Genomic DNA, 15,283 nt, shown 5'->3' on the forward strand with positions numbered 1-15,283 from the left:
ATGGCAGCCGTAAGCATCGTCAACCTCGTGTCTTCATCAAGTCTTGCCTCAAACCCCGTGGGTAAGGGCAGCGCGCCAGCAGGCAAGGAAAAGTCTGACAATACAAAATTTGCTGCGGTCATGGCAAAACAGCAATCCCCGGAAACGCTGCCGCAAAAGTCACCAGAGCACCAGGATCCGATGCTGAATTCTAAGCAGAATTCTAAACTGAAGCTGAATTCGGATTCGGATCACAATGAGCGCTCGCAACCCTTGGCTAAAACTGCGCAGGCAGACTTGGCGGATTTCATGCAATCCGTAAGCGGCAAAAGTTTGCCGCAGTCACAGTCGCAGTTAAATGTTAGGGGTCAAAATGTACCGGCTGCCAAAGACGATGACCATAAAAAATCGAAGGTTCAATCAGTCAATTTACCTGCTTCAATGGTAGAAAATTTGCCAAGTGGAGTGCTGCCGTTACCTGTCATCATGCCGCCGGGTTCCAGTCAGGCGCTTTCATCCGTTAATGCTGCTGGAGAGTCTAACGCTGCTATCCATATGGATGGACTGGAGAACCAGTCAGTGCAAGTATCAGCAAAGCCCGTTTTGCCCCGGTCTTTGCAACAGGATCTTTTAAAAATAGCAAATGCCGATCACCCGGCTACGGACGAAAAAATAACTGCTTCAGTAGTGCATTCTGCCATTAAAGATGGATCATCTTCACAAATTGTCGGACGTTTTCTGCAAAATCTCGCTCAGGCTGCAAGTTCCACTTCAGGCGCGCAACCTGTCTCCACAAGTACTTTCAGCAGTTCCCTGGTCGATTCTTCAACGCAATTATTAAAGACTGTTTCTGATTCGGGAGTCAGCCTTGCAGGTAATGGTGCGCCGCCGTTACTTGCCAGCACGATTATGTTGCCACCCGTTGCATCGACGCCTTCTGCGCAGGTTGTGGCCGCTCCGGTCGGTGCGAATCCGCAGTGGGGTGAAGCTCTGGGACAGCAGGTTCAGTTTCTGTTGGGGCAGGGGATTCAGCAGGCAACATTACAACTCAATCCGCCGCATTTAGGTCCACTGGAAGTGCATTTGGATATTCAGGCTAATGGACAGGCAAATGCGACTTTTATATCGCCCCATCCGGAGGTTCTGCAGGCCATTAGTACGGCCATCCCGCAGTTACAACAAAGCTTTGCCGCTGCGGGTATGAGTCTTGGTCAAGCCAATGTAGGTGCAGATGGCGGTGGACGGTTTTTTTCTAAAAACAGATCAGCCCCGTCAGACACTTTAAAATCCGTGACAAAGCCGCTGGATAGTACAGCGCCATCCTCTGTTATTAGAGTGCAATTAGGCCTGATCAATGCCTTTGCATGAATCTTGCTTTGTCCTGACATTCAATATACGGTGACGCCATGGCACAGGATATTCTTTCTCAGGATGAAGTGGATGCTCTATTTAAGGGCATGTCAGATGGTGATGTCGAAACACAAGCTGAACCTGAGCCCGATCAAGACGGTATTCGTACTTATGATCTGGCGAATCAGGATCGGATTGTGCGTGGCCGAATGCCCACTCTGGAAGTGGTCAACGAACGCTTTGCACGACTCTGGCGGGTCAGTCTGTTTAATTTTCTCCGCCGTACGGCCGAAATCTCTGTGGGTCCGGTGCGCCTAATTAAATATAGTGAATTTATACGCAGACTAGTCGTTCCCAGTAATATCAATATTGTGCAAATTAAACCCTTGCGAGGGTCCGCATTGTTTGTTTTTGATCCACGACTGATTTTTGCGGTGGTGGATAATTATTTTGGGGGGGATGGGCGTTTCCATGCGCGTATCGAAGGCCGTGAATTCACGCCTCTGGAACAAAGAATCATTAAACGACTGCTGGACCTGGCATTTAAAGACTTCAAAAGTGCCTGGACACCCGTAACCGAATTAAATCCAGAATTAACCCGTTCCGAGGTGAACCCGCAATTTGTCAGTATTGCCACGCCTACGGAAGTAGTAATTGTCAGTACATTCAATGTTGAGCTGGAGTCGGGGAGTGGTACGTTTGAGATCTGTCTGCCTTATGGCATGGTGGAACCGGTTCGCGATCAGCTGACCGCCGGAACGACGGCAGACCGCTCAGAAGTTGATCGGCGTTGGGTACAATCCATGCAAGAAGAAATGCAGGAAGCCTCTATGGATATAGAAGTGCTTTTTCTGAAAGCACAATTGACTCTCCGACAATTAATGGCACTCCGTGACGGAGACATTATTCCCGTAGAAATGCCCGAGGAGGTTTTTGCTCAGGTGGATGGTATCCCTATTTTTTCGGGACGTTATGGGGTTTCTAACGGAAAAATTGCTGTACAGTTGGAAAAACATTTATGTCCGGAAATGATTGCTGGACAGGCAGCAATGGTAGCTATGGAGAAATAAAAGATGGCAGAAGAAGAGAAAACCCCGACGGCGTCTGCAACAGAGTCTGCTGACAATGCTCAGGCAGACGATATTATGGATGACTGGGCAGCAGCAATGAGCGAACAGGAGGCTGCAGAAACAACGGCTGAAAATCATTCCGAAGCTGTTTCCGGAGAGGCGGGGGCCACTGCAGAGCAGAGTGTTCCTTCTTCTGCCGCATCTGCGAAAACAGCAACACCCGTGCCCATGCCGGAATTACAAGCTTCCAGATCAACCGGAACCCAGGCACAAAATCTCGACATGATACTGGATATTCCAGTAACCCTCTCGGTGGAATTGGGGAAAACCAAAATTCAGGTTCGTAATTTGTTACAGCTTGCCCAAGGTTCAGTGGTCGAGTTGGAGCGACTTGCCGGTGAACCCATGGATGTGTTGGTCAATGGTTATCTGATCGCCCAGGGCGAGGTCGTGCTGGTGAATGACAAATTTGGCATCCGTTTGACCGATATCGTCAGCCCTGCAGAGCGTGCCAAAAAATTGCGATGAAACGTCTTTTTGAAACGCCAAAATTTTGGCTGATCTTCTGGATATTGTCCGGGTTCAGTCCCTTGGCCCAAGCCAGTACTCCCGCCGTGATGGACACGGGCAGCCCCTTTTCGTGGATGTCCATATTGCAGTTGTTTGCCGCTTTGTTGTTTGTATTGGCTATATTTTTTGTGGTGATCTGGATGCTCAAACATTTCCAGCCGGGCGCAATGAATAACCCGGTTGCCGGGCTCAAAGTAGTGACATCCCTGCCTTTGGGTACGCGGGAACGTCTTTTGCTAGTACAGGTCGGAGAGCAGCAATTGCTACTCGGGGTAACACCAACAGGCATTCATCTGTTGCATACCCTGGAGACAGCGCTGCCGGATACGACCAGTAATTCAGCAACGGCTTTTGCCAGCTGGTTACGTACTGCGATGGAGAGGCGTAAGCAAGGAACATGGAGCCCAAACACCCCAGCCCCCAAGGGAAATGTAAAAACCGGCGATCAACATCCGCCTTCAGGAGATTCTTCACCGGACTGATGGTTTTTTTTCTGCCGGGGATTGCCCTGGCAGGAGGACTCCCGGCCCTGACCGCAACTCCACAGGCTGGAGGTGCTACTGAGTACAGCCTCAGCATCCAAACCCTGATTTTCATGACCGTGCTGGTTTTCCTGCCAGCCATGTTACTGATGATGACCGCATTTACCCGCATCATCATTGTGTTATCCCTGCTCAAACAAGCTCTTGGTTCTACCCAGATGCCTCCGAGTCAAATTATTGTCGGACTTTCCCTGTTTTTGACGTTTTTTGTGATGGCTCCAGTTTTTCAGCAGCTCAATACTCAGGCCCTGCAGCCATTAACCAAAAACCAGATCAACCTCACTGAGGCCATGTCTCGTGCCGAAGGGCCCCTGCGAACATTTATGCTTTCCCAGACCAGACCGGATGACCTGGCGCTTTTTGTCAAATTATCCGGACACAAGCAGTTGCAGGCCCCTGTCGATACGCCCATGACTTTGCTTGTTCCAGCTTTTGTGACTTCCGAACTGAAAACCGGGTTTCAGATCGGTTTTCTGATATTTATTCCTTTTGTCATCATTGATCTGGTCGTGGCAGCGGTGCTGATGTCCATGGGCATGATGATGTTGTCACCCGTCACCATCTCTTTTCCTTTCAAGCTGATGCTTTTTGTGCTGGTCAACGGCTGGGATCTGGTGATTGGTTCGCTGGTACAAAGTTTTGTGCATTGAGGAGAGCCTATTATGACTCCAGAAAGTGTTATTGATGTGGGGCAACAGGCCATCTGGACGACTCTTCTGCTTTCTGCTCCGCTCTTGGGTATTGCTCTGGTGGTCGGGGTGCTGGTCAGTATTTTCCAGGCGGCTACGCAAATTAACGAAATGACCCTGAGTTTTGTGCCCAAGGTGATTGCCATGGGCTTGGTCATGGTTATTCTCGGACCCTGGATGTTGCATTTGATGATGGATTATACCATCCAGCTTTTTCATAATATTCCTCATCTTATTGATCAATGATTCACTTTACCAGTCTGCAATTAGAGCACTGGATAGGCCTGGTCTTCTGGCCTTTCGTACGGGTGCTGGCGCTACTGTCCACGGCTCCGGTATTTAGTGCGACGCAGGTGCCGGTCCAGGTTCGGGTAGGCTTGGCGCTGCTGATCAGCGTGGCTATTGCCCCGGCATTGCCCGCCATGCCCGCCGTGCATTTCCTGAGCGGCGAAGGGGTGGTTCTCCTGATTCAGCAATTATTGATTGGTTTTGGACTGGGTTTTGCCGTTACCCTGATTTTCAGTGTGATCCAGTTTTCGGGCTCGGTGATCAGTTTGCAGATGGGGCTAGGGTTCAGCAGCTTTTTTGACCCTACTACCGGTGTGCAAGTCCCGACCTTGTCCAATTTTCTGAATTTGCTGGTGCTGCTGCTGTTCATGGGGATGAATGGACAACTGCTGGTACTCGTAACCTTGATGCGCAGCTTTACCTTGTTGCCGGTCAGCGCCAGCCTCAGCCTCAACCCATCAACCTGGCATTTGCTGGTCAGCGAAGGTGCCGTGATATTTTCCCTGGGCCTGGCCATTTCCACGCCGGTATTGGGTACATTAATACTGGTCAATATTGCCCTGGGGATATTGGGAAAGCTGGCACCACAACTGAACATCTTCGTGATTGGTTTTCCGCTATTGTTGGGACTTGGGCTGCTGGCCATTTATATATTCATGCCCGCCATGCAGATGCTGGTTGAACATTTGCTGAGCATGTCCATGAGCTTTGCCGGTAAAACCATGTTGACGGCGGCACAGCCATGACTATTCAGCCACACCTCATTGGAGATGCCGTCTGATGGCGGAAGAAAACGCGCAGGAACGCACTGAAGCGGCGACGCCGAAACGTCAGGAGGACGCCCGCAAAAAAGGCCAGGTGGCGCGCTCCCGGGAGCTGTCTACCAGTGCTCTGTTACTGGTTTCTGCCAGCCTGTTTTATGTGTTTGCGAACCACATTTATCAGAGTCTTGCGGCTTTTTTGTATGCCGGTCTGCATTTGTCTACTCCCGAAATGACGGATTCTGGTGATTTGCTCAGACATTTTGCACGTATGTTAATGATGGCTACCTGGATGACCTTGCCTTACTTCCTGATTTTGCTGGTGGCAGTTATTGCGTCGGGACTGATGGTCGGCGGTTGGGTTTTCAGTACCCAATCCTTAATACCGGATTTTACCAAGCTGGACCCAATCAGTGGTGCCCAGAAAATCATCTCGAAACATGGTGCTCTGGAACTGGTGAAAGCAGTTTTGAAAACCCTGGTGATCGGTGGCTTCGGGGTGACCTTGCTTTGGGCGCAGCGCCACGCCCTGTTCGGCCTTATGGCGGAAACCCCCGATCATGCTCTTTTACATCTGATGCGTATGAGCGGACTGGTTTTTTTGATCCTCTCCGCTACCACACTGTTGATCGTACTTTTTGACGTACCTTTTCAGATATGGACCCTGAATCAGAAGTTAAAAATGTCTCATCAGGAAATCAAGGATGAAATGAAAGAATCTGATGGTAATCCTGAAATTAAATCCAAAGTGCGCGCCATGCAGCGGGAAATGGCGCGCCGGCGGATGATGGCAGCCATTCCTAAAGCCGATGTCATTGTGACGAACCCAACCCACTATGCCGTTGCCCTGCGATATAAAGAAGGGGAACAACGTGCCCCCATGTTACTCGCCAAAGGTGCCGATCTGGTGGCTACTAAAATTCGTGAAATTGCCGGCGAACATCACATTCCTATTGTCGAAGCGCCACCATTGGCGCGCGCCTTGTTTCATCATGTCGAACTGGAGCAGGAAATTCCTGTGAGCTTGTATCGGGCAGTGGCAGAACTTCTCGCCTATTTATATCAATTACGGGTTGCTGCTCCGCAGCAGTATCCGCCATTGCCGGATACCTGGTCAGTGCCTGCAGAACTGGACAAACGGGATTAACCGATGAATTTTATCAGCCGTCTCTTGCAAAAACTCAACTGGCATACCCTGGCCGCGCCCATACTGGTGATTATGGTGCTGGCCATGCTGATTATCCCGCTACCCACTTTTCTGCTGGATATTTTGTTTACGTTCAATATTACCCTGGGGTTGATTATTCTGTTGGTCAGCCTTTACATGAAGCGGCCCCTCGAATTTGCCGCCTTTCCTACGGCCTTGTTGCTGACGACTCTGCTGCGCTTGTCCCTGAACGTGGCTGCTGCGCGAATTATTCTCCTGCATGGACAGAATGGTCCGGGCGCCGCAGGGCAGGTGATTGAATCTTTCGGTCAGTTTGTGGTGGGTGGAGATTACGTCGTTGGCATTATTGTTTTCGCCATTCTGGTGATCATCAATTTTGTGGTGATTACCAAAGGGGCTGGTCGTATTGCCGAAGTCAGCGCCCGTTTTACCCTGGATGCCATGCCCGGCAAACAAATGGCCATTGATGCCGATTTAAATGCAGGAATTATCGATCAGGAAGAGGCTCATCGGCGGCGCAGCGAAATTGCTCAGGAAGCCGACTTTTTCGGATCGATGGATGGTGCCAGCAAATTTGTACGCGGTGATGCGGTAGCGGCCATTTTGATTCTGTTTATCAACCTGATTGGTGGTCTGATTATTGGCATTTGGCAGCATGGTCTGAGTTTGAGTACAGCCGCCCACGATTATACCTTGTTGAGTATTGGTGATGCCCTGGTTGCACAGATTCCGGCTTTGGTCATTTCCATAGCGGCCGGTATTGTGGTCAGCACCGTCAATACCGGTCAGGATTTGGGCAAGCAGCTGATCGGCCAGGTATTTCAAAATAGAGAAGTGATGACTATTGTGGCTGTTATTTTGGCCATTCTGGGTCTGATTCCAGGGATGCCTCATTTGCCATTCCTGGGGGCGGCAGCCTTGCTGGGTGCAATCGTCTGGTATGGCAAACAAGTTAAAGCGCCGGAAAAAGTTGTTGAACCTCCTGTTGGTGCTACAGAGCCGGAGGAGGTGACCTGGGCGAGTGTGGAGCCGTTGGATCCTTTGGGACTGGAGGTCGGGTACCGTTTGATTCCGCTGGTGGACAAAGGTCAGGGTGGTGAATTGCTGGCACGTATTCGCGGCGTTCGCAAAAAATTTGCCCAGGATTTTGGATTTTTGGTACCGGCAGTCCATGTTCGGGATAATCTGGAATTAAGGCCAACGGCTTACCGTATTAACGTCAAAGGCGTGGAGGTGGGGGGTGGGGAGGTGTTTCCGGATTTGCTGCTGGCGATTGATCCCGGAAATGTTCTCGGAAAAATCGCGGGCACCCCGACCACTGATCCCTCTTTTGGATTGCCCGCTGTTTGGATTGATAAGGATGAACGCGATAAAAGCGTGGCTTTGGGTTATACCGTAGTGGACCCGGCCACCGTCATTGCCACCCAGTTGCACCAGATTCTCCAAAGCCATGGTGCGGACTTGCTGGGTCGGGAAGAGGTGGAAGGCTTGCTTTCTCATCTGGCCAGCCGCTCCCCCAAGCTGGTGGAAGATGTCATTCCCAAAATGCTTTCTCCGGACAAACTGAAAAAAGTCTTGCAGAACCTCCTGAATGAGGGGGTCCCGATTCGCGACATGCGCACTATCGTCGAAATTTTGGCGGAGCATGCACCCCAAAGCCAGGATGTTGACGAATTGACGGCAGCCGTGCGCACAGCTCTGGGTCCCTACATTGTTCAGGGGCTGTTTCCCGGGCAGTCCGAACTACCTGTTGCCGTGCTGGACGGGCAGTTGGAACACTTATTGCAAGAGAGTCTGCGCAATAGTAACGGCGAAGCTTTGGAGCCGGGTTTGGCTCAACGCGTACTGGAAAAGGCAGGGGACTTGATGCAGCAAATGGAGGCAGGGGGTATGCAGCCGGTATTGTTGGCCATGGCCCCCATGCGCACGTTTTTGGCGCGTTTTCTGGCGCGCAGTGCGCCCCGGATGCGGGTTCTTTCTTATGCGGAAATACCCGAAAGTAAAAAAATCAGGGTGGTGGCTACCCTGGGTGCCTGATTTTTCAGGATGGTGCCTGAACGTCTAACAGGAGACAGTTTTTATGAAAATCAAACGATTTAGTGGTGCCAACACCCGAGAGGTTCTCCAGCAGATTCGGCTTACTCTGGGTCCCGATGCAGTGATTCTCTCCAATCGGGAGTCTGACGGTGAAGTGGAAATAGTAGCAGCCATTGATTTTGAAGAAAAACAATGGAATGAAAATCAGTCCATACCGGCTTGGCCAGAGCCTTTGCGTACGAACCCGGAAAAATCCGAAGCATTTCAGCCATCACAAATACTGACTCAAGGAGCTGCAATAGCACCGCCTCAACCTTCGGTAACAGCCTCGCATCGTGACTTATCACATCCACAGGCCTCCGCGCCATTGCGTGATGAACTGCAAGCCCTCAAACAGCTGGTGGAAAGACGTTGGGGGGCGCAACCCGTGCAGCAATCTGCTCAATCGTCCTTGACGGAGATGGGTTTTTCCGAAGCGTGGATTGCTGAGTTTCTAGAGCAGGAACAATCCCAGGAGTGGGAGCCAGCATTGCTCAGAATACTGCAAGAAAAAGTCGGGATTAGCCAGGCATCTTTGGAAAAACCAGGTTTATTTATTCTGATGGGGCCAACGGGCTCGGGTAAAACCACCAGCATCGCCAAATTAGCTGCAGCTCAGGTTCTCCGTCATGGTCCTCACTCGGTGGCCCTTCTGACTACCGATACCTATCGGATTGCCGGTGTTGAACAGCTCGATATATATGCGCGTATTCTTGGTGTTCCTCTGGATGTGATCAAAGGCCCTGAGGATTTGTTGAAATCCCTGGAAAAGCATCGTGACCGTTCATGGATATTTATAGATACTATCGGCATGGGACCCAAGGATCCCCGCTTGAATGAACAACTCCAGTGGTTCGCGGCACTGGGCACTGATGCGCAAAGATTTTTGCTGATTCCGGCCAGCCTCAGTGGTCGAAATCTATCTGCCGTTCTGCAACCTTATACGGATATTCCTCTCAGTGGAGCCATTATTTCCAAGGTGGATGAAACTCCGGCCTTTGCGGCAGTGCTGGAATGGCTTGCTGCTCAGCATTTGCCTGTTGCCTGGTACAGTGATGGCCAGAGAGTCCCGGAAGATATGCATGAGGCTCCGTGGGAGCAATTAATGAACTTGCTCAAGATGAATATTGTGCTCCAGAAGGATAAGCTGGCAGTTGAATCAGGGAGCCGTTACCATGGCGCCCAGCTATGAATGAGTCCGGGTTAAATGTAATGGTTCAGGAAGAGAACGGAATAGATCAGGCAGAAGGGCTGCGCCGAATGCGGGCAAGAAATCCAATCAAAGTAATCGCTATTGCCAGTGGCAAGGGCGGGGTGGGTAAAACCAATGTGGCCGTTAATCTGGCGGTAGCTTTGGCGCAACAGGGGGCCAAACCCCTGCTTTTTGATGCGGACCTCGGTCTTGGTAATGTCGATGTGCTGTTGGGGCTTAGTCCGCGTTATAACCTGTCGCATGTCATTTCCGGCGAAAAAAGTATGGAAGAGGTGCTGATTACCGGGCCTCGGAATATCTCTATCTTGCCAGCTGCCAGTGGAGTGGCACGGATGGCCAATCTGGATGCACAGTCTCAAGCTAATTTAATTCAGGGTATTAGTGATCTGAGTCTGGATATGGACTATTTGTTGATAGATCTGCCTGCCGGTATCGCCGGGGACTTGCTGACTTTTAGTCAGGCAGCACAAAATATTCTGGTCGTAGTTTCCAATGAGCCTGCTTCCATTACAGATGCTTATGCGTTAATCAAGGTACTTAGCCGTAATCACGGAGTGCGTCGTTTCAAGGTGTTACCCAACATGGTCAGAGATCAAAAAGAGGGAGATGCCTTATTCCAGCGTATTGCCAAAGTGGCTGATGGATATCTGGATGTGACGTTGGAACAGATTGGTAGTATTCCGCTGGATCCTGCCCTGCGTGCGGCGGTTCGTTCCCAGAAAGCCGTTGTGGAAATGTATCCGGATGCGCCGGTTTCGCGCGCACTGAAAGATTTGGCTGTGGCGGTTGAACGTTGGCCGCACGCCTTTAATGCTTCTGGGCATATGGCTTTTTTCATGGAGCGTCTGCTGATGAAAAATCCCGAGACATCTATCTGATGAGTGCTCGACGGGCCGCTGATCCATCAGTTGCAATGAGTGCAGAGGTGGCGCGTTTCGCACCATTGGTACAGCGTATTGCTCAGCGGGTATGGGCCCGGTTGCCAGCCAATATTGAATTGGCAGATTTGGTTCAGGCGGGATTGATTGGTTTGATGGATGCGCTTTCCGGCCAGGAAAATAATCCGGGTGAAGCTTTTGTAGCTTATGCCAGTTTGCGTATCCGTGGCAGCATTATGGATGAGCTACGTAACCAGGATTGGCTTCCCCGGCGTGCGCGGGCCAAGGAGCAATCTATACGCAAAGCCATTAATCGCCTTGAACAGCAACTGGGCCGCGCTCCTGAAGAAGAAGAAATTGCCGCTGCGTTGGGATGGAATCTCAAAACCTATCAATCCGCTTTGCAGGATACGGGCGGGCAAATTGTTTATCTGGAAGATTTAAGTGCGGATCAGGATGTTTTTGCGGGTCGCTATTTGCGCGATAAAACCCCCGACATGGCTTCCATATTGGGTTCTGCAGAATTCGCTCGAGAGCTTCAAGGTGGTATAAAAGGCCTTCCCGAGCGGGAGCAGCAGGTATTAGCCCTGTACTATCAGGAAGAGTTGACCCTGAAAGAAATCGGCATCGTGCTTGAAGTCACGGAGTCCCGGGTTAGCCAGATTATGCGTCAGGCGATTTTGCGTTTGCGCAGTAATCTTGGTGATTGGAATGATGCTCCGTAAAATGGGTGCTACATGGATTTTTTGACAATCATAGGGCTGGTGGTGGCCTTTGGCGGGATATTTTTAGGGCAATTGCTGGAGGGCGGTAAGCTGAGTTCTGTTTTGCAGCTTACGGCTTTTATCATAGTCATTGGCGGCACCATGGGGGCGGTAATGGTGCAGTATCGGCTCCCGGTTTTTGTACGTTCTTTGAAAATGGTGCCGTGGATTATTTTGCCCCCCAAAACAGATCCTCAACCGATTATTCAAGAGCTTCTGGAATGGAGTAATACAGCGCGCAAAAATGGCCTGCTGGCTTTGGAAGGATTATTGGAGAGCGTCACCGATCCATTTATGCGTAAAGGGCTGCAGATGCTGGTAGATGGCTCAGAGCCTGCCAAAATCCGTGCTACCCTCGAAGTGGATATGGATTCCCGCTCGGAAATTGAACGTCAGGCGGCGCGGGTGTTTGAGTCAGCGGGCGGATACTCACCGACCATAGGTATCCTCGGTGCGGTTCTGGGTTTGATACACGTGATGGAAAACCTTGCCGATCCTGCTAAGCTGGGAGCAGGTATCGCCACAGCCTTTGTTGCCACGATATATGGGGTAGGGTCTGCCAATTTGCTGTTTCTGCCTATTTCCAACAAGCTTAAGGGCATTGTTCACCAGCAGAATTATTTGCGGGAGATGATCATTGAAGGTCTGGTCGGCATTGCGGAAGGAGAAAATCCAAAACTTATTGAAGGACGACTTCAAAGCTTTTATGCGGAATAAGGAGCAACCACATGGCTGATATTCCTTTTCGTCCAGTAGAAACCGGCACTCAACCTGTCCAACCTTTGCGTTCTGTCGGTCAGGATCAAAAGCAAAATCCAAAGTCGCCCAAAACCCCTAAGCGCAAGAAGGGGGAGCCTGGTCATCAAGTGGATGAGTTTGCCTGATCAGCCAGGTAAATGCGCTGGCGTCCGTCTGTTTTAGCGTGATACATGGCATCATCGGCAACAGCTATGCTTTGTTCCAGACTGCAGGAATTTTGCCAGAGAACGATCCCACCGCTGAAACTGATTTTCAGCGGCTGTTCTTGAGTCTGGAATGACTGCCGATTCAGTCGGGTTTGCACACGTTCGAGGATGTCCAACGCATTTTTTGGCGTTGTGTCGGGCATCAAAATGACAAATTCTTCACCTCCATAACGGGTGATGACGTCATTGGCTCGTAAGGTATCTTGCATGATTTTAACCACTCCCTGTAACACCTGATCACCCAGATCGTGTCCATACCGGTCATTGATTTGTTTAAAATGATCAAGATCTATAATGGCGACAATCAGCGGCTGATTGAGGCGCTGGGTCCTGGCGGATTCGCGGTCAAAAGCGGCGCTCATGCCCCGGCGATTCAACGCCCCTGTGAGAGGGTCTACATGAACCAGCTGACTGATGGATTCCATTTCTTCTTCCAGCTTACGAATTTTTTCCTGGGCAGCGCTCAGGCGATTTTTTGCCTGGAGCAAGGTGTCTCTTGCTTCAATGGATTGTTTGGTGATGTTTTTGCTGGTATTTAAGACTTCGTTGACAATTTTTCTTATTTGCTGCCAATCTGCCGCGCTATCCAACTCATTAGCCAAATTCTCCAATTGCTGGTGATTGCGTCCGTTTTCACCGGCCATACTTTCGACAGATACCAGCACCAGGTTCACGAGATCACGAATGGCCTCGCGGGCTTCTCTAACTTCAGATTTGAGCTTTCCTTGCTGAAAAATGACTTCTTTCGCCCGGCTGATTGCCAAATCCAGCTCTTCGTGATTATCGGCAATTTGAACGGCCTGCCGCACAAAGTCCATTTGCCCGGACAAAAACGCATCATTATCAAGCAGGTCGGCAACATTTCGCAGAAGTTGTTGCAAAAGTTCCTGTAATCCCTTGCGAATTTTTGTTTCCTTTTCGTGCAGTTCCTGCTGATGATGTAAAAGATCTCTGGCTAGAGGAAACAGTGCATCCGCTTGAATTTCTTTTTCGTTGAGGAGTCCATCCATTTGCTCCAGAAGAAGGGCGCTAGGCTGATCTTGTTCTCGTATGGAATGCCGGATAACTGTCCTGAATAACTTCTGCCAGAGCACACAATTTACATCGTAACCATCATTTTCATTGATTTCATCGGAGCTGATTGTTGCCTGACGTGTGGGAAGCTTTTCCCATTTTTGGAGAAGTTGTTCCAGTTTTATGGCTAAAGTGCCGGTATTTTTTTCGTCCAGAAGCTGATTTTTAGCTAATATTTTTTGAAGATGCGATAAACCCGCTTGCGACCTTTCCCATTCCGTACAGAAGCGGCGCATAAGATGTTGCCAATTTATTTCGGGGGTGCTATGCGTTCCAGAAATTTCATGATAGTACTGCGTATAATTTTCGGGAGTCGGGGATAAATCAAGCTCCATAAGGCGTTTAAGGGCTTCCCGGGCAATTTCTGAGGGGTTTTTGTGGGTCATGCTGATAATGCCTCTGATTATTGCTACGCTCAAAAGCTATCGTAATAACTTAATGGAAAAAAGGAAAGGTCAAGGCAGTAGGCGGGCCTGATTTCGTCCTTCGTGTTTGGCTTGATACAGTGCTGCATCGGCAATGACAACCCGTTCATGGGATGGCACGTTAGGCAGCAAGGGGGTGATCCCAATGGAAATAGTTACTTGAACAGGCGTGTGTTGTTCTAGCGGAAAGGGTGCGGAGGCAATTTTTTGACACAATCTTTGCGCAGTAAGCAGCGCGCAGCTTTTATGCATTTGCGGAAATATGGCCATAAACTCTTCGCCACCGTAGCGATATAATCCATCGTAAGGGCGCAATGCAGAGTGCAAACGTCGGGAAAGCTCCTTCAGAACAAGGTCGCCATTCACATGCCCAAAGCGATCATTGAATGTCTTGAAATGATCCACATCCAGCATGGCAATAAATGCAGAAGCGCCACGGTCAACCAAGGCCTGTTCGCGACAAAGGTCATCCTCCATGCGGCGACGATTAAGCAGGCCAGTGAGAGGGTCCACTTCGCCCAAATTTCTACTGAATGCCATGATTTCGTCAAAACATTGACGTTCAAGGGCCTCGGCAGCATTCATCACCGCAAATAAATCATTGGCAGGTTCCTCATTTAAATTGAGATCTTGCAGTTTTTGCAGGATATTGTGATAGCTTTTTTGGAGCTCCTGCCAAAACACACGACGTGCTTCCGGGACCCGCGATTCCGGTGTATGGATGGATTGCAGGACGCCCTGCTCAGCCGGTCGAGGTAATGGGCGTCCTTGCAGATGCTCGCGTAGCCAAAGTTGCCAGAATGATTTCCATGCCTCATAAAAATTGACGAGATCAGCCAGATAGGGGCCGCTGTCAACTTGAGAAGCATTATTTGGATACGCATATGTTTCAGTTTGTGATCGTGCAGTCATGGCTCACCTCCGTTTGGGATTCTTGAAAGCAAAACGTATGCCATTTTCCGACTTTTTGGCTCAAGTCGTTGTTGAAGAGGCATCCTTAAGTTTTTCTCGAGATGTGCCGTTATCCTGTTCATTACGGGTGGGGAGATCCATTATGCACCATACATTGAAGCAATCTGCGCGTGACCAGAGTCTCGATTCCATTCAGGAAACAGATTTTTCACTGATGCAGCTTGGCCTGGAGGGCGTTGTAGCCTATTTAACGCGTATCCAGAACGCTCTCGAGCACCGTGATTATGTGGCTAAACGTGTGGCAGTAGAACGCGCCGAACAACTCGTACAACATCTCCTTCTGCATTTAGGAGCAGAAACACAAAAAGCAGTGATTCTGCGCCTGGACCGGTTGTATCGTTATCTGCTGCTGGCTCTTCGTCAGATTGAGTGGGTAGGGGGTAGAATGCTGTGGAGCGGTCGTGCCCTGAATTGGAGTTAGCTGATGGTCCCTGAAGAGCTGTTTTCTCTCGCGTTAGGATTGGTTCCGCCGTGGTTGGTGGATCATGTGACTTTCACG

General features: G+C 50.1%; 17 protein-coding genes. 15 read left to right on the forward strand and 2 right to left on the reverse strand.

Going from position 1 to position 15,283, the window contains the following annotated elements; all coding sequences use genetic code 11:
• The 14 genes from BLW97_RS05925 to BLW97_RS19380 are packed head-to-tail and all read left to right on the forward strand — an operon-like array spanning position 1 to position 12,232.
• Positions 1–1,347: a flagellar hook-length control protein FliK gene (locus BLW97_RS05925; RefSeq protein ID WP_075322633.1), complete on the forward strand. Its 1,347-nt coding sequence runs from the start codon at positions 1–3 to the stop codon at positions 1,345–1,347.
• Between the two features lie 38 nt (positions 1,348–1,385).
• Positions 1,386–2,399, forward strand: coding sequence for a flagellar motor switch protein FliM (fliM, locus tag BLW97_RS05930; RefSeq protein WP_075322634.1), 1,014 nt, complete (start codon positions 1,386–1,388; stop codon positions 2,397–2,399).
• 3 nt (positions 2,400–2,402) lie between these two features.
• The gene (gene fliN / locus BLW97_RS20285; RefSeq protein ID WP_207650563.1) at positions 2,403–2,927 is read left to right on the forward strand and encodes a flagellar motor switch protein FliN; all 525 of its coding nucleotides are present in this window, start codon (positions 2,403–2,405) and stop codon (positions 2,925–2,927) included.
• Positions 2,924–3,451 (forward strand): flagellar biosynthetic protein FliO, encoded by a 528-nt coding sequence (gene fliO / locus BLW97_RS05940; RefSeq protein WP_075322635.1) that lies wholly within the window; start codon positions 2,924–2,926, stop codon positions 3,449–3,451. The genes fliN and fliO overlap by 4 nt, the downstream gene beginning before the upstream one ends.
• Positions 3,451–4,161 (forward strand): flagellar type III secretion system pore protein FliP, encoded by a 711-nt coding sequence (gene fliP, locus BLW97_RS05945; RefSeq protein ID WP_075322636.1) that lies wholly within the window; start codon positions 3,451–3,453, stop codon positions 4,159–4,161. Before fliO ends, fliP begins: the two co-directional genes overlap by 1 nt.
• A gap of 12 nt (positions 4,162–4,173) precedes the next feature.
• Positions 4,174–4,446 (forward strand): flagellar biosynthesis protein FliQ, encoded by a 273-nt coding sequence (gene fliQ, locus BLW97_RS05950; RefSeq protein WP_010639942.1) that lies wholly within the window; start codon positions 4,174–4,176, stop codon positions 4,444–4,446.
• The gene (gene fliR, locus BLW97_RS05955; RefSeq protein ID WP_075322637.1) at positions 4,443–5,234 is read left to right on the forward strand and encodes a flagellar biosynthetic protein FliR; all 792 of its coding nucleotides are present in this window, start codon (positions 4,443–4,445) and stop codon (positions 5,232–5,234) included. The genes fliQ and fliR overlap by 4 nt, the downstream gene beginning before the upstream one ends.
• Before the next feature lie 34 nt (positions 5,235–5,268).
• A complete protein-coding gene (gene flhB, locus BLW97_RS05960; protein ID WP_075322638.1) occupies positions 5,269–6,396 on the forward strand; it encodes a flagellar biosynthesis protein FlhB in 1,128 nt (375 codons plus the stop codon).
• Positions 6,397–6,399: 3 nt separating this feature from the next.
• On the forward strand, positions 6,400–8,454 hold the full coding sequence (gene flhA, locus BLW97_RS05965) for a flagellar biosynthesis protein FlhA (RefSeq protein ID WP_010639935.1): 2,055 nt from the start codon (positions 6,400–6,402) through the stop codon (positions 8,452–8,454).
• 43 nt (positions 8,455–8,497) lie between these two features.
• A complete protein-coding gene (flhF, locus tag BLW97_RS05970) occupies positions 8,498–9,685 on the forward strand; it encodes a flagellar biosynthesis GTPase FlhF (RefSeq protein ID WP_075322639.1) in 1,188 nt (395 codons plus the stop codon).
• Entirely contained in the window at positions 9,682–10,584 is a 903-nt protein-coding gene (locus BLW97_RS05975) for a MinD/ParA family protein (RefSeq protein ID WP_226852464.1), read from the forward strand. The genes flhF and BLW97_RS05975 overlap by 4 nt, the downstream gene beginning before the upstream one ends.
• A 35-nt stretch (positions 10,585–10,619) precedes the next feature.
• On the forward strand, positions 10,620–11,309 hold the full coding sequence (gene fliA, locus BLW97_RS05980) for an RNA polymerase sigma factor FliA (protein ID WP_226852463.1): 690 nt from the start codon (positions 10,620–10,622) through the stop codon (positions 11,307–11,309).
• 12 nt (positions 11,310–11,321) lie between these two features.
• Positions 11,322–12,065 (forward strand): flagellar motor protein, encoded by a 744-nt coding sequence (locus tag BLW97_RS05985; protein ID WP_010639927.1) that lies wholly within the window; start codon positions 11,322–11,324, stop codon positions 12,063–12,065.
• 11 nt (positions 12,066–12,076) lie between these two features.
• A complete protein-coding gene (locus BLW97_RS19380; RefSeq protein WP_158025130.1) occupies positions 12,077–12,232 on the forward strand; it encodes a hypothetical protein in 156 nt (51 codons plus the stop codon).
• Here the strand turns inward: BLW97_RS19380 and BLW97_RS05990 are convergent.
• Positions 12,211–13,773 carry a sensor domain-containing diguanylate cyclase gene (locus BLW97_RS05990; protein ID WP_075322641.1) on the reverse strand — a complete coding sequence of 521 codons (1,563 nt, stop codon included), beginning with the start codon at positions 13,771–13,773 and terminating at the stop codon, positions 12,211–12,213. The genes BLW97_RS19380 and BLW97_RS05990 overlap by 22 nt on opposite strands.
• A gap of 69 nt (positions 13,774–13,842) precedes the next feature.
• Positions 13,843–14,724 (reverse strand): GGDEF domain-containing protein, encoded by an 882-nt coding sequence (locus BLW97_RS05995; protein WP_075322642.1) that lies wholly within the window; start codon positions 14,722–14,724, stop codon positions 13,843–13,845.
• A 142-nt stretch (positions 14,725–14,866) separates the two neighbouring features.
• On the opposite strand from BLW97_RS05995, the gene BLW97_RS06000 reads away from it, so the two are divergent.
• Positions 14,867–15,205: a flagellar protein FliS gene (locus BLW97_RS06000; protein WP_075322643.1), complete on the forward strand. Its 339-nt coding sequence runs from the start codon at positions 14,867–14,869 to the stop codon at positions 15,203–15,205.
• Positions 15,206–15,283 lie beyond the last annotated feature (78 nt).

The sequence above is a fragment of the Acidithiobacillus albertensis genome (assembly GCF_001931655.1).
Classification (GTDB): Bacteria; Pseudomonadota; Gammaproteobacteria; order Acidithiobacillales; family Acidithiobacillaceae; genus Acidithiobacillus; species Acidithiobacillus thiooxidans.